The organism is Streptomyces sp. NPDC059875, assembly GCF_042731085.1.
GTDB lineage: Bacteria > Actinomycetota > Actinomycetes > Streptomycetales > Streptomycetaceae > Streptomyces.
In genome coordinates, this window is record NZ_JBHWJZ010000011.1 from 121,788 (window position 1) to 135,001 (window position 13,214).

The following is a 13,214-nucleotide window of genomic DNA, read 5'->3' on the forward strand; positions in this document are numbered from 1 at the left end:
GACCTCAGCCTAGGCCTCCCCCTCGTCGAGGAGGCCGGCGTCGTGGACGAGGAGAGCGATCTGGACACGGTTGTTCAGGCCGAGTTTGGCGAGGATCCGCGAGACATGGGTCTTGACGGTCGGCACGCTCATGTAGAGGGCCGCGGCGATCTCGGCGTTGGACTGCCCTCGGCCGACGGCGACGGCGACCTCGCGTTCGCGCTGGGCGAGTTCGGCGAGTCGGCCCGCTGCGGCCGCGCTCCGTGACTGTTCCGGCCGGTCGGCGACATGGCTCATCAGCTGGCGGGTGACCGCCGGGGAGAGTACCGGGTCGCCGGAGGCGACACGGCGCACGGCGGCGACGATCTCGGCGGGCGCGGTGTCCTTGAGGACGAATCCGGCCGCGCCCGCGCGCAGGGCGCGCAGGACCTGTTCGTCGGCGTGGAAGGTGGTGAGGACGACGACCTCGGGGGCGTCGGGCCGGGCCCGCAGGAGCTCGGTGGCGGTGAGGCCGTCGACGTGCGGCATCCGGATGTCCATGAGGACGACGTCCGGGGCGAGACGGGCGACGAGGTCGGGGACGTCCCGGCCGTCGGTGCCCTCGCCGACGATCTCGATGTCGTCGGCGCCGCCGAGCATGAAGGTGAGGCCCGCGCGGACCAGGGGGTCGTCGTCGACGATGAGCAGCCGGATGGTCATGAGGGCCACGGTAGCCAGGCGTGCAGGGCGAACCCGCCGTCGGGGGCCGGGCCGTGGTCCAGGCGTCCGCCGGTGAGCGTGGCGCGCTCGGTGAGGCCGATGAGCCCCTGGCCGGAGCCGGGGACGTGCGGGACGGGTCCGGTGGGGGCCGGGTTGTGGACGTCGACGGTCAGCCCGTCGCCCGGCCGGCCGCGCACGGTGAGGGTGACCTCGGTGCCGGGGGCGTGCTTGCGGGCGTTGGTGAGGCCCTCCTGGGCGATGCGGTAGACCGTACGGCCGGTGGCGGCGGGGACCGCGTCCGGATCGTCGATCGTGGAGTCGAGGACGACCTTCGTCCCGGCCTCGCGGGACTCGGCGACCAGCGCGTCGAGGGTGGCGAGGGTGGGCTGCGGCCGGTCGCCTTCCCCGCCCTCGCCGGGGGCGCGCAGAACGCCGATGATCTGCCGGAGGTCCTGGAGCGCCTCGTGGGCGCTGTCCCGGATGACTCCGGCGGCGCGGGCGACCTGCTCGGGCGGGGCGTCGGGCCGGAACTCCAGCGCTCCGGCGTGCACGCTGAGCAGGGTGAGCCGGTGGGCGAGGACGTCGTGCATCTCGCGGGCGATGGCCTCCCGGGCGAGCCGCTGGGCCTGCTCGGCGCGCAGCTCCGCCTCGGCCTCGGCGCGCCGGGCGCGTTCCCGCAGGGCTTCGACGAGCTGGCGCCGGGCGCGGACGAGCATGCCCCAGGCGGTCATCAGGAGGACCAGGATGAAGCCGATGGCGATCCCGAGGACGGTGCCGGTCTCGGGGTCGGGGCGTGCGAAGACCTGGGCGGTGGTGCAGGCGACGGCGAGCGCGCCGATCCAGGCGATCTCGCGGAAGGGCCGCCGGACGGCGACGCTGAACAGGCTCACCAGGAAGGCGCCGCTCGCGACCGGCGCGCCCACGCTGACGAGGGCGAGCGCGACCACGAGTCCGACGGGCCAGCGGCGGCGGAGCCACAGGGCGCAGCAGGCCACTGCGCCGACGACCTGGTCGGCGAAGGCCACGGCCTCGCTGTTGTACTGATCGCTGGCCTCGGCCGCGATGATGCCGAAGAAGACGGCGCCGAGGAAGAGAAGGGTGTCGACGACCCAGTCGCGTACGGTCCGCCGCGGCCTGCGTCCCTGCGGGCCGTCGGCCGGGGGGTCGGCCATGGCCGAGGGCAGCAGCCAGGCGTTGCGGTCCGTACGTGTCATACGAACCAAAGTACGCACGTCAGGGGCGCGCGGCCGGTCGGAAGCGACCGGAAGCTACCAAAGTCGAGCGGCCCGAGACTTCGGTAGCACCGACTCCCTCCCGGCGGCCGACGCGGGAGCCGCCCCGGAAGGATCATGCTCGTCCCATGAAGCGATTCCTGGAAGTCATCGGCTTTCTGACCATGGTGGTGGGCGTCTGCGGCGTCCTCCGCGAGCTGACGGACGGCTGGTTCCGTCTGATGGGTGTCACCCGGTTCCTGACGGAGAGCGTCGGGTTCCTCCAGGGCCGCGAGCTGTTCGCGAACATCGTGATCGCGGTGCTCGGCCTGGTGATCATGATCGCCTCGGACCGCGTGCGGAAGGCCTAGGAACGGGCCTCGTTGAGGCGGGTGACCTCGGCGAGGTGTTCCGCCATGCGGTGGGAGACGGCGCCGTTGGTGTAGAGGATCGCTCCGACGACGGCGAAGGGCACCGATCCGCCGAGGACGGCGAGGAGCTCGGGCCAGTCGCGTTCCTGGACGCAGCTGCTGTCGCTGTTGTGAAGGCTCTCGCTGGTGAACCGGGACAGGCACTCGCGGCTGGATTCCTCGGGCTCGTAGGGGGTGAAGAGCAGGACCGCGAGCCAGATCCACATCAGTCCCGCGAGGGCCAGCAGCCCGAGTCCCCAACCCTGCGTACGTCGTGCGCGGGCGCGGAATTCTATGTCGTACGAGAGTGAACGCATGGCGCAAGAACCTACCGGGCGCTCTCGTCCGCGGCGCGGCGCCCCCAACTCGTCCCCGCGAGGACCAGGGCGGCGCCCGCGATGCCGAGCGCTCCGGGCCGGTCGCCCGCGATCGCGATGCCGGCGGCCGCGGCCCACAGCGGTTCCGTGCCGAGGAGGAGGCTGACGCGGGACGGGGAGGTGCGGCGGACGGCCCACATCTGCACGAAGAAGGCGAAGAGCGTACAGAAGACGGAGAGGAAGAGCAGTCCGGCCCATTCGCGCGGGCCGAAGTCGAGCGCCACCGACCAGGGGGAGGCATCGGTGCCGGGAGCCGCGGCGAGCAGCGCGAAGACGGCGACGGCGGAGCCGAGTTGGACGGTGGTGAGGGAGAGCGAGTCGGCGCTCTGGACCGCCTTGATCCGGGACATGGCCAGGACGTGCACGGTCCGGGCGAGGGCGGCGAGCAGCATGAGCAGGTCGCCGAGGGACGGGGTGGTGAAGCCGCCGCCCTGGGTCAGCAGCACGACGCCGGCGACCGAGCCCGGCGGCGGCGAGGAAGGCGCGGGGCGGCCTGGTCCTGGTGACGGCGGACTCGGCGAGCGGTGTGAGGATCATGGTGAGGCTGATGATCAGGCCCGCGTTGGTGGCGGAGGTGTGGACGACTCCGTAGGTCTCCAGGAGGAAGATCCCGCTGAGGATCAGGCCGAGGAGACCCGCACCGCGCCACTGGGCCGCGTTCAGCGCCCGCAGCCCGCGCCACCCGGCGACGGCGAGGGCGGGCAGGACGACGGCGAACCGCAGGACCAGGACGGCCACGACGGTGTGCGTGGTGGTGATGCCCTTGGCCGCGAGGTAGCTGGCGCCCCAGACGACGGCGACGAGGAGCACCGGAAGGTCGGTGAGCCAGGCGCGGCGCGGGGCGCGAAAGGGTACGGAAGCGGCAATCGACGTCATCGCGGGCCTGCTCCAACTCATCGGACGGGGTGGAGACTTCGGCGGCTCGCACGCGGGACGATCACCGTACCGGGAGAGGCGGGTGGTGGCTACATGTTTCCCCTGCGCGCGGGACGCCTACACGTAGGACCCGTACTCGGGGCGCCCGGCCAGCTCGTACGTGTTGATGGAGACGCCCGTGTTCGTCGTCCTGGACCCGACGTTGCGGAAGGCGGTGGGCCGGGCGCCGTCGGGGAAGAGCCGGAAGCCGGTGCCGAGGACGACGGGGAAGACGAGCAGGTGGATCGTGTCGATCAGGTCGGCCGCCATCAGGGACCGCGCGAGGCCGCCGCTGCCGTGCATCTGGATCTCGCCGTCGACACGGTCCTTCAGGGCCGCGACCTCCTGGGCGGCGTCGCCGCCGAGGACGGTGGTGCCGGCCCAATCGGCCTTGTCGAGGGTCGTGGAAGCGACGTACTTGGGGAGGGAGTTGAGCTTGGAGGCGACGGGGTCGGCGGGGTCGGTCTGCTTGGGCCAGTAGCTCGCGAAGATCTCGTAGGTCCGGCGGCCCAGCAGGAAGGCGGCGGGGCGTGCGAAGACGTCGTTCATGAAGGCGCCGAAGTCCTCGTCGCCGAACGGCACGGACCAGCCGCCGTGCTCGAAGCCGCCGCTCCTGTCCTCGTCCGGACCGCCGGGGGCCTGATAGACGCCGTCGAGCGTCACGAACTGGGTGAGGGAGAGCTTGCCCATGGTGATGCCTTTCGCTTCGGCCGGGGGTCCCCCGGTCCATCGTGTCTCAGAAGCTCCGACTCCACCGCTCGGCGAAAGTCATCGGTGTCCGATTGCCGCCAGCGCCACGGACTCCGTCCGACTTTCATTGAACTCGCAACCACTCATGAGTTCTTACGGAGGTTTCGGGATGTCCACGATGAACGGCATGAACGGCAAGGCGGTTCTGGTGACCGGTGGCAGCCGCGGGATCGGCGCGGCCACGGCGCTGCGGCTGGCCCGGGAGGGCGCGGACGTGGCGTTCACGTACGTCGCGGGTGAGGAGCGGGCGAAGGAGGTCGCCGCGCGGATCGAGGCTGTCGGGCGCAAGGCGCTCCCCCTGCGCGCCGACGCGGCGGACGCCGGGGACGCGGCGGGGGCCGTGGAGTGGGCGGCGGACGCACTCGGGCGGCTGGACGTGCTGGTCAACAGCGTGGGCCTCGGGGTCCTCGGCCCGCTGGAGTCGCTCACCCTCGCGGACGTGGACCGGGTGCTCGCCGTGAATGTGCGCGCCGCCTTCCTCGCCTCGCAGGCGGCGTCCGCACGGATGGACCGGGGCGGGCGGATCGTCACGATCGGCACGTGCATGACGGCCCGGGTCCCGGGCCCCGGCGGCACGCTCTACGCGACGAGCAAGTCGGCGCTCATCGGCCTCACCAAGTCCCTCGCGCGGGAGCTGGGCGGGCGGGGGATCACCGCGAACATCGTCCACCCCGGCCCGATCGACACCGACATGAACCCGGCGGACGGTCCGTACGCACAGGGCCAGGCGGACATGACGTCCCTGGGCCGCTTCGGCACGGCGGACGAGGTCGCCGCGATGGTGGCGTTCCTCGCGGGCCCGGGCGCGGAGTACGTGACGGGTGCGGAGTTCTCGGTGGACGGCGGCCACGCGGCGTAGGGCCGGCGAGTGAACCGAATGGGGGTCCCCCCCCACCGAAGGTAGGGGGAGCGTCGTGAGCCCGGCTCAAAGCGCCCGGAGGAGAACCGAGCCCAAAGAATAGGGGGTTTCGCAAGGGCGCACCGGTGCTGTCGGGCCGGTGCGCCCTCGCGGGCCGGGCGGGGTGTCGTTACCCGCCCAGTTCCTGGTGGCGGGCCGTCAGACGCGCCGAGCCCTCGTCGGTCAGGGAGCCGAAGAGGCGGAGGCGGGAGATGCCGCCGTCGGGGTAGATGTCGATCCGGACCCGGGAGCCGACCGCCGGCGCGTCGAGCACGAAGCGGTGGTTGGTGTCGGGCTGGAGGCGGGTCCGGGGCAGGATCTCGGTCCAGTCCTCGGAGCCCTCGGCCGCCACGGACAGCGCCGCCCAGCCCGCGCTGTTGCCCTTGAGGTACGCGGTGTCGATCTCGACCGCGCGTATCTCGGACTCGGCGACCAGGCTGTAGCGGATCCAGTCGTTGCCCTTGTCGCGGCGGCGACGCGTCTCCCAGCCGTCGTCCATCTTGCGGGAGCGGCCCGGCTGGATGGTGTTGGTCGCCGGGGAGTAGAAGCGGTCGGAGGCGTCCTCCACCTGGCCGCCGTTCTCGAGCGCGGCGAGGTCGAAGGTGCCGAGCACGCCGAGCCACTTCGGGTCCGGGGCGACCTCTCCGTACACACGCAGGCGCGCGATGCCGCCGTCGGGGTGCTGGTTGACGCGCAGGTGCGTGAAGCGCTGCTCGACGTCGACGGCGAAGCCGTTGGCGGCGTGGCCGCCGATCGCGGTGCGCGGGACGAGGGTCGTCCACTTCACGTCGTCGGCGAGGAGCTCCTCGGGCGAGGGCGAGCCGGCCACGGAGGTGGCCTCCACCGAGACGGCCTGCGGGTAGTTGCCACGGAAGTGCGCGGTGTCGACGACGATGCCGCGCACGACACCGGGGGCGCCGAGGCGTACGAGCGCCCAGTCGTGGTCGTCCTCGGTCGGGTGCGGCTGCTGGGCCGACACACCACGGCGGCGGCGGGTCTCCCAGCCGTCCATGATCTTGCCCTTGTGACCGAAGTGCTCGGGGTCGAACTCCGCGGCCTCGGGCTTCAGCATGTTCTCGCGCTCGGCGAAGAACTCGTCGTTGGCGGCGATCACGCCGGCGCCGAGACGGCGGTCCGCGAGGTCCGCGTACTGCGTGAAGGGGAAGTCCGCCGTGCGGTAGTCGGCGTACGGGTCACCGCCGCCGTAGGGGCTTGCGTCGCCGGTGAAGCCTGCCAGAGGGGATGTACGCAGCGCGGACACGTCAGTTGTTCCTTTCGAGGAGCCGGCCGGTGGGCTCGGTGAGGGTGCCTTCGGCGTTGATGCGCTCGCCGCGCAGCCAGGTCGACTTCACCACGCCGTGCAGGGTCCTGCCCGCGTAGGCGGTGACGCGGTTGCGGTGCTCGAGCTCGGCGGGGTCGACGGTGAAGGTCGCGTCCGGGTCGATCACGGCGAAGTCGGCGTCGCGGCCGGGTTCGATCGCACCCTTCTGCGCCAGGCCGGCGAGGCGGGCGGGAGCGGCCGACATCCAGCGCACCACGTCCTCCAGGCTGCGCCCACGGCGCCGGGCCTCGGTCCAGATCGCCGGGAGACCGAGCTGGAGGGAGGAGATACCGCCCCAGGCGGAGGCGAAGTCGGGGGTCTTCAGATCGGCGGTGGACGGCGAGTGGTCGGAGACGATGCAGTCGATCGTCCCGTCGGCCAGACCCTCCCAGAGGGCGTCCTGGTTGGAGGCCTCGCGGATGGGCGGGCAGCACTTGAACTCCGTCGCCCCGTCCGGGACCTCCTCCGCCGTGAGGGTGAGGAAGTGCGGGCAGGACTCGACGGTGATCGAGACGCCTTCGGCCTTGGCGGCGCGGATGAGCGGCAGGGCGTCGGAGGAGGACAGGTGCAGGACGTGGACACGGGCGTTGAGCCGGCGGGCCTGGTTGATCAGGTTCTCGATCGCCGTGTTCTCGGCGTCGCGGGGCCGGGAGGCGAGGAAGTCGGCGTACTTCTCGCCCCTCTTCTGCGGGGCGGCGGCGAGGTGGTGCGGGTCCTCCGCGTGCACGATCATCAGCCCGCCGAAGCCGGCGATCTCCGCGAGCGAGTTCGCCAGCTGCTCCTGGTCCAGCTCGGGGAACTCGTCCACGCCGGAGGGCGACAGGAAGCACTTGAAGCCGAAGACACCGGCGTCGAACAGGGGCCGCAGGTCCTTGACGTTGTCGGGCAGCGCGCCGCCCCAGAAGCCGACGTCGATGTGCGCCTTCGTGCGGGCGACGTCCTGCTTGATCCGCAGGTGCTCGACCGTCGTGGTCGGCGGCAGGGAGTTCAGCGGCATGTCGAGGAGCGTGGTGATGCCACCGGCGGCAGCGGCGCGGGTGGCGGTCCAGAAGCCCTCCCACTCCGTGCGGCCGGGGTCGTTCACATGCACGTGGGTGTCGACGAGCCCGGGGAGTACGACGTCGTCGCCGACGTCCTCCAGCCGGGCGCCGGCCGGTACCTCGGCGTCGTACGGCAGCACCGCGGCGATGGTCCCGCCGGACACCGCGATCGACGCAGGTCCCGTGCCCTCCGGGGTGATGACGCGAGTCGAGCGCAGTACCAGGTTGACGTCCACCCGTACCCCTTTCCAGCAGAATTTCAACGAACTGTTGAAGGAGTCTTCACTCGGGACGACATGCCGTCAAGGGCACACTTCAAGCATGACCCTCTCGACACGACTCGCATCGGACCCCACTTGGATGTTTCCATGAAGTGGAATGGAAATTTCGTACAGTAGAACGTAGCTCCGTACATGCGGGGTGGAGGCGGATGCCGTCGGGTGGCCGCCGACACCGGACAAACACCCCCCTGACCGGCCCGTACGCCGGGACCGGGACCGTGTGTCGGACCGGACGGCCCGGTAGGCTGCTGCCTTGCCCGCCTGCCCCGAAAGGACCTTGACGTGCCGACGTCCAGCGCCAGCACCACCGACGCCGCCAAGCCCGCTGCCGCGAGCGGTGGCGTCCAGTCCCTCGAGCGCGCCTTCGATCTCCTGGAGCGGATGGCCGACGCCGGGGGCGAAGTCGGGCTGAGCGAGCTCTCCGCGAGCAGCGGACTGCCGCTGCCCACCATCCACCGGCTGATGCGCACGCTCGTGGCCTGCGGTTACGTACGCCAGCAACCCAACCGCCGGTACGCGCTCGGCCCCCGCCTGATCCGCCTGGGCGAATCCGCTTCCCGGCTGCTCGGCACCTGGGCCCGCCCGTACCTCGCGCGGCTCGTCGAGGAGACGGGCGAGACCGCGAACATGGCGCTGCTCGACGGCGACGAGATCGTGTACGTCGCCCAGGTGCCGTCCAAGCACTCGATGCGCATGTTCACCGAGGTCGGCCGGCGCGTGCTGCCGCACTCCACGGGCGTGGGCAAGGCGCTGCTGGCCTACACGCCGGCGGACGAGGTGCGCGCCCTGCTGTCCCGCACGGGCATGCCGGCCGCCACCGAGAAGACGATCACGACGCCCGAGGGTTTCCTGGACGCGCTCGCTGTCGTACGGGACGCGGGCTACGCGGTCGACGACAACGAGCAGGAGATAGGAGTCCGCTGCCTCGCGGTGTCGGTCCCGAACTCCCCCACCGCGGCGGCGATCTCGATCTCCGGCCCGGCGGGCCGCGTGACGGAGGCGGCGACGGAGAAGATCGTCCCGATCCTCCAGGAAGTCGCCCAGGAACTCTCGACGGCCCTGGCGAACACGACGGGCAACGGCCAGGCATAACCCCACGCCCCCTGCCTGGGCTCCCCTGCCCAGGCCTTGCGGGCGAGCAGGTGAACCTCCTGCGCCTCGGCCCACCGACCGGCCTCGCGCAGCGTGTCGCGGAACAACTGCGCATAGGTGGCTGCGGCAGCGTCGCAAGCGTCGCGGGTGGACTCGAGTCCCTCGTGTTCGACCATGCGCGCGGCAGTGGCTGCCGACGCCGGGACGAGGGCGCTCCGGCCGCTAAATGATGTTGTGGGACATGAAGCGGTGGGGGCAGTTGGCGCAGACACCGTCGTCGCCGCTCTCCCAGCCCTCACACGCGATGCAAAGCAGACAGTTGAGGGTGTCAAGTCCGCTCGCCAGGCCCACGTCCTCCAGGCGGGACCGGGCCCTTCTGCGCACCTCGTCCACCTGGATCTGCATCTGTTCCAGGTCGTCCGAGTTCTCCTTGAGCGCACGCTTCTGCGCATCGGTCAGGTCAGTGTTGATTCCCACTGTCTTCCCTCATTTCGCCATCGAAGCCTGCATCTACGCCCATTGTCATGCGAGCGGAACGGGCGAGCACCCGGAGGGAATCACCGTCACGCCCTCGCTCGCTCCGTCACGCGGCCGTCCTGGACCAGGACCGTCGAGTCCGTCCGTGGCACATGGGTGTGGTCGTGCGTCACCAGCACCGTCGCCGTGCCGCGCTCCCGCGTCAGGCCTGCCAGCAGGTCCACGATCGCCGCGCCCCGCTCGTGGTCCAGCGCGCTCGTCGGCTCGTCGACGAGGAGCACGGACGGTTCGTTCATCAGGGCCCGCGCGATGTTGACGCGCTGGCGCTGGCCGCCCGACAGCTGGTGCGGGCGCCGCGCCGCCAGGTCCGCGAGGCCGACCGCGTCCAAGAGGGCCAGGGCCCGTTCCCGTACCGCCTTCGGCCTGCCGCCCGACAGATGCGCCATCACCTGGAGCTGCTCCACCGCCGTCAGCGACGCCAGCAGGTTCGGCTGCTGGAAGACGATCCCCACCCGCTCCCGCCGCAGCGCCGCCCGGCCCCCCGGATCCAGCGCCCCCGTCTCCGTGCCGGCCACGACGACCCGCCCCCGGTCCGGGGTCACCAGCGTCGCGGCCACCGCCAGCAGGCTGGACTTGCCGGAGCCGGAGGGGCCGACGACCGCCGTGAGGTGCCCGGCCGGGACCTCCAGGGAGATCGAGTCGAGGGCGGTGAGCCGCCCGTCGCCGTCCGGGTACGTCAGCGTCACGTCTTCGAGCAGCAGAGTCATCGGGCGCTCCCGAGCGCGGTCAGGGGGTCGACGGCGGTGATCCGCCGGATGGACAGGGCGGCGCCGAGGACACCGAGCACGATCATCACGGCGGCCGGCCCTAGCACGGTCAGCGGTTCCAGGACGAACGGCACGTCCCCACCGCTGATCAGCACACCCGCGCCGACCGCGAGCCCGGTGCCGAGCACCGTGCCCGCCGTGAGCATCAGCACCGCCTGCCCGAGCGCGTCCTTCAGCAGGTACGGGGTGGAGGCGCCGAGCGCCTTCAGCACGGCCACGTCACCGCTGCGCTGGATGGTCCAGACGGTGAAGAAGGCCCCTATGACGAGCGCCGAGATGGCGAAGAGGAAGCCGCGCATCAGCTGCAGCGAACCGTTCTCGGCCTGGTAGGACCCTATGGCGGTGAGGGACTCCTCGATCGTCCGCGACTCCGTGCCGACGGCCCGGTCCCCGGCGGCGACATCCGCGTCGCCGGTCGTGCGCAGCGCGATGACGGTGGCCTGCTCCTCCGGCGTGGTGCCGTTGTGCCCGAGCTTCTGCCAGTCGTCGAGCGAGGTCCAGACGACGGGCGTGTGGCTGTACGAGGCGTCGCCCGCCACGGCCGCGACCGTCGCCTCCAGCGGGCCGAGGCGTACGGCTCCGCCCACCTCGACACCGAGCTCCTCGGCGGCCGACTCGGAGAGGACGACCCGGCCGGGCGCGAGCCTCGCGCTCTCCGGGGCGAGACGGCCCGCCGGCTCCGTACCGAACGCGGAGACGGCCGCCGTGCGGTCCCCCGCGGCCGCGTTGAGCGTACGGATGCCGAGCGGCTGCGCGCTCGTGACGCCGGGCCGCTGCGCCCACTGCCGCCACTCGCCCTCGGTCACGGTCGAGTTGGTGAAGGAGACCGACTGACCGGAGGGCGGGGCGGCGAAGGACAGCCGGTCCGCCGGCAGTCCGGTGATCGCCGAGATGTTCTCGCGGGCCAGCCCTGCGGTCAGCCCGGACAGCAGTCCGACGAGCAGCGTGATGAGCACGATCACCGTGCCCATCAGAGTGAATCGCCCCTTGGCGAATCTCAGGTCTCTCCATGCCACGAACATGGGACCAAGCTTCCCGGGGGTCGGTGGGCCGCGGCATCGCGCCACGGATGGCTCCGCAATCAAACTTTCGGTTGAGTCCGGATTGTCTGCCCCCGCCTACCCTGGACAGATCATGGACCCGCGTTCCCTCACCCCTGCCCTGCGCGCGCTGCGCCTCTGCCTGCATCTGCTGATGGCGGGCCTGCTCGCGCTGGCGGCGGTCCGGGCGGACTCGGGGGCGGGCGTCGCCCTCGCGGTGGTGACCGGCGCGGTCTACGCCGCGGGGTCGGCCCTGCCCTCCGTACGGGACTCGCAGCGGGCCGCCGCGCTGTGGCTGGGCGCGCTGTGCGCGTCCTGGCTGGCGCTGCTGTGGGCCACCCCCGACGGACTGTGGGTGGCCTTCCCGCTGTACTTCCTCCAGCTGCACCTGCTGCCGATGCGCTGGTCGCTGCCGGCGGTCGGCCTGACGGCGGTCGCGGCGATCCTCTCGTACGTACGACACGGCGCGCCGCTCAACCCCGGCGTCTTCATCGGGCCGCTGCTCGGCGCGGCGGTGGCCGTGGCGACGGTGCTCGGCTACCAGGCGCTGTACCGGGAGAGCGAGCGGCGACGGCGGATGGTCGAGGAGCTGATCGCGACCCGGGCGGAGCTGGCGGCGGCCGAGCGGCACGCGGGCACGCTCGCGGAGCGCGAACGCCTCGCGCGGGAGATCCACGACACGCTGGCGCAGGGTCTCTCCTCCATCCAGCTGCTGCTGCGGGCCGCCGAGCGGGCGCTCCCGGAGGGCTCGCCCGCCGCCGGGCACATCGAGCGGGCGCGGCGGGCGGCGCAGGACAACCTGGCGGAGGCGCGACGGTTCGTACGGGCGCTGTCGCCGCCGGACCTGGAGCACGGTTCGCTGGCGGCGGCGCTCGAGCGGCTGTGCGAACCGAGTCCGGAGGTGTCCCCGCGGGCGCGCTTCACACTGAGCGGGACGCCGGTGGAGCTGCCGACCCCGTACGAGGTGGCGCTGCTGCGCATCGCGCAGTCGGCGCTCGCGAACACGGTGCGGCACGCCTCGGCGGCGCGCGCGGAGATCACGCTGTCGTTCATGGACGCGTCGGTGACGCTGGACGTGGTCGACGACGGCAAGGGCTTCGACATCGCGTCCGTACGGCCGTCCTCGGACGGGGGCTTCGGTCTGCCCGCGATGCGTTCCCGGGCGGAGTCGCTGGGCGGCACGTTCACGGTCGAGTCGGCACCGGGCCAGGGCACCGCGGTCGCCGTTTCCCTCCCCCTGCCCGCTGGAGTCTCCACATGACCATCCGTCTCCTCCTGGCCGACGACCATCCGGTGGTACGGGCCGGGCTGCGCGCGGTCCTCGACACGGAACCGGACTTCACCGTGGTCGCCGAGGCGGCCACGGCCGAGCGGGCCGTGGAGCTGGCCGCCGCCGGGGGCGTGGACGTGGTCCTGATGGATCTCCAGTTCGGGGCGGGAATGCACGGCTCCGAGGCGACGGCGGCGATCACCTCCCGTACCGGCGGGCCGAGGGTGCTCGTCCTGACCACGTACGACACGGACGCGGACATCCTGGCAGCGGTCGAGGCGGGCGCCTCGGGCTATCTGCTGAAGGACGCGCCGCCGGAGGAGCTGGCGGCGGCGGTCCGTACGGCCGCTGCGGGCCAGTCGGCGCTGGCCCCGGCGGTGGCGCACCGCCTGATGGACCGGATGCGGACACCGGCGGAGGCGCTGACGAAACGCGAGCTGGAGGTGCTCCAGCTGGTGGGCGAGGGTCTGTCGAACCAGCAGATCAGCAAGGCGCTGTTCCTCAGTCAGGCGACGGTGAAGTCCCATCTGGTGCACATCTTCGCCAAGCTGGGCGTCGACTCCCGTACGGCGGCGGTGGCGACGGCGACGGCGCGGCGCCTGATCCGGCGGTAGGGGGTCGGAGCAC

General features: G+C 72.0%; 14 protein-coding genes and 1 pseudogene. 5 read left to right on the top strand and 10 right to left on the bottom strand.

Features of this window, described 5'->3' with window-relative positions:
- Positions 1–9: 9 nt before the first annotated feature.
- Entirely contained in the window at positions 10–678 is a 669-nt protein-coding gene (locus ACFV9D_RS16210; protein ID WP_385145884.1) for a response regulator, read from the bottom strand.
- Positions 675–1,892 (bottom strand): sensor histidine kinase, encoded by a 1,218-nt coding sequence (locus tag ACFV9D_RS16215; protein WP_385145886.1) that lies wholly within the window; start codon positions 1,890–1,892, stop codon positions 675–677. The genes ACFV9D_RS16210 and ACFV9D_RS16215 overlap by 4 nt, the downstream gene beginning before the upstream one ends.
- Before the next feature lie 146 nt (positions 1,893–2,038).
- Here ACFV9D_RS16215 and ACFV9D_RS16220 point away from each other — a divergent pair, with 146 nt between their 5' ends.
- Positions 2,039–2,260, top strand: coding sequence for a hypothetical protein (locus ACFV9D_RS16220; RefSeq protein ID WP_385145888.1), 222 nt, complete (start codon positions 2,039–2,041; stop codon positions 2,258–2,260).
- Here ACFV9D_RS16220 and ACFV9D_RS16225 read toward each other — a convergent pair.
- From ACFV9D_RS16225 to ACFV9D_RS16235, 3 genes and pseudogenes are all read right to left on the bottom strand, one after another.
- Positions 2,257–2,616, bottom strand: a complete 360-nt coding sequence (locus ACFV9D_RS16225) for a hypothetical protein (protein WP_385145890.1) — start codon at positions 2,614–2,616, stop codon at positions 2,257–2,259. The genes ACFV9D_RS16220 and ACFV9D_RS16225 overlap by 4 nt on opposite strands.
- 11 nt (positions 2,617–2,627) lie before the next feature.
- Positions 2,628–3,552 (bottom strand): annotated as a pseudogene (locus tag ACFV9D_RS16230) (DMT family transporter).
- 117 nt (positions 3,553–3,669) lie between these two features.
- A complete protein-coding gene (locus ACFV9D_RS16235; RefSeq protein WP_385145892.1) occupies positions 3,670–4,281 on the bottom strand; it encodes a dihydrofolate reductase family protein in 612 nt (203 codons plus the stop codon).
- Positions 4,282–4,459: 178 nt separating this feature from the next.
- Here ACFV9D_RS16235 and ACFV9D_RS16240 point away from each other — a divergent pair, with 178 nt between their 5' ends.
- Complete coding sequence (locus tag ACFV9D_RS16240) at positions 4,460–5,200, top strand: SDR family NAD(P)-dependent oxidoreductase (RefSeq protein WP_385146039.1); 741 nt, start codon at positions 4,460–4,462, stop codon at positions 5,198–5,200.
- 169 nt (positions 5,201–5,369) lie between these two features.
- Here the strand turns inward: ACFV9D_RS16240 and alc are convergent, their stop codons facing one another.
- Both alc and allB read right to left on the bottom strand, forming a co-directional pair.
- The gene (gene alc, locus ACFV9D_RS16245; protein ID WP_385145894.1) at positions 5,370–6,500 is read right to left on the bottom strand and encodes an allantoicase; all 1,131 of its coding nucleotides are present in this window, start codon (positions 6,498–6,500) and stop codon (positions 5,370–5,372) included.
- 1 nt (position 6,501) lies between these two features.
- Positions 6,502–7,836 (bottom strand): allantoinase AllB, encoded by a 1,335-nt coding sequence (allB, locus tag ACFV9D_RS16250; RefSeq protein ID WP_385145896.1) that lies wholly within the window; start codon positions 7,834–7,836, stop codon positions 6,502–6,504.
- A 327-nt stretch (positions 7,837–8,163) separates the two neighbouring features.
- Here allB and ACFV9D_RS16255 point away from each other — a divergent pair, with 327 nt between their 5' ends.
- The gene (locus ACFV9D_RS16255; protein ID WP_385145898.1) at positions 8,164–8,973 is read left to right on the top strand and encodes an IclR family transcriptional regulator; all 810 of its coding nucleotides are present in this window, start codon (positions 8,164–8,166) and stop codon (positions 8,971–8,973) included.
- Between the two features lie 222 nt (positions 8,974–9,195).
- Here the strand turns inward: ACFV9D_RS16255 and ACFV9D_RS16260 are convergent, their stop codons facing one another.
- From ACFV9D_RS16260 to ACFV9D_RS16270, 3 genes are all read right to left on the bottom strand, one after another.
- On the bottom strand, positions 9,196–9,450 hold the full coding sequence (locus ACFV9D_RS16260) for a hypothetical protein (RefSeq protein WP_385145900.1): 255 nt from the start codon (positions 9,448–9,450) through the stop codon (positions 9,196–9,198).
- A gap of 86 nt (positions 9,451–9,536) precedes the next feature.
- Entirely contained in the window at positions 9,537–10,217 is a 681-nt protein-coding gene (locus ACFV9D_RS16265) for an ABC transporter ATP-binding protein (RefSeq protein ID WP_385145902.1), read from the bottom strand.
- Entirely contained in the window at positions 10,214–11,299 is a 1,086-nt protein-coding gene (locus tag ACFV9D_RS16270; RefSeq protein WP_385145904.1) for an ABC transporter permease, read from the bottom strand. Before ACFV9D_RS16270 ends, ACFV9D_RS16265 begins: the two co-directional genes overlap by 4 nt.
- Before the next feature lie 112 nt (positions 11,300–11,411).
- On the opposite strand from ACFV9D_RS16270, the gene ACFV9D_RS16275 reads away from it, so the two are divergent.
- Both ACFV9D_RS16275 and ACFV9D_RS16280 read left to right on the top strand, forming a co-directional pair.
- Positions 11,412–12,578, top strand: coding sequence for a sensor histidine kinase (locus tag ACFV9D_RS16275; RefSeq protein ID WP_385145906.1), 1,167 nt, complete (start codon positions 11,412–11,414; stop codon positions 12,576–12,578).
- Positions 12,575–13,201 carry a response regulator gene (locus ACFV9D_RS16280; protein ID WP_385145908.1) on the top strand — a complete coding sequence of 209 codons (627 nt, stop codon included), beginning with the start codon at positions 12,575–12,577 and terminating at the stop codon, positions 13,199–13,201. Before ACFV9D_RS16275 ends, ACFV9D_RS16280 begins: the two co-directional genes overlap by 4 nt.
- Positions 13,202–13,214: the final 13 nt, after the last annotated feature.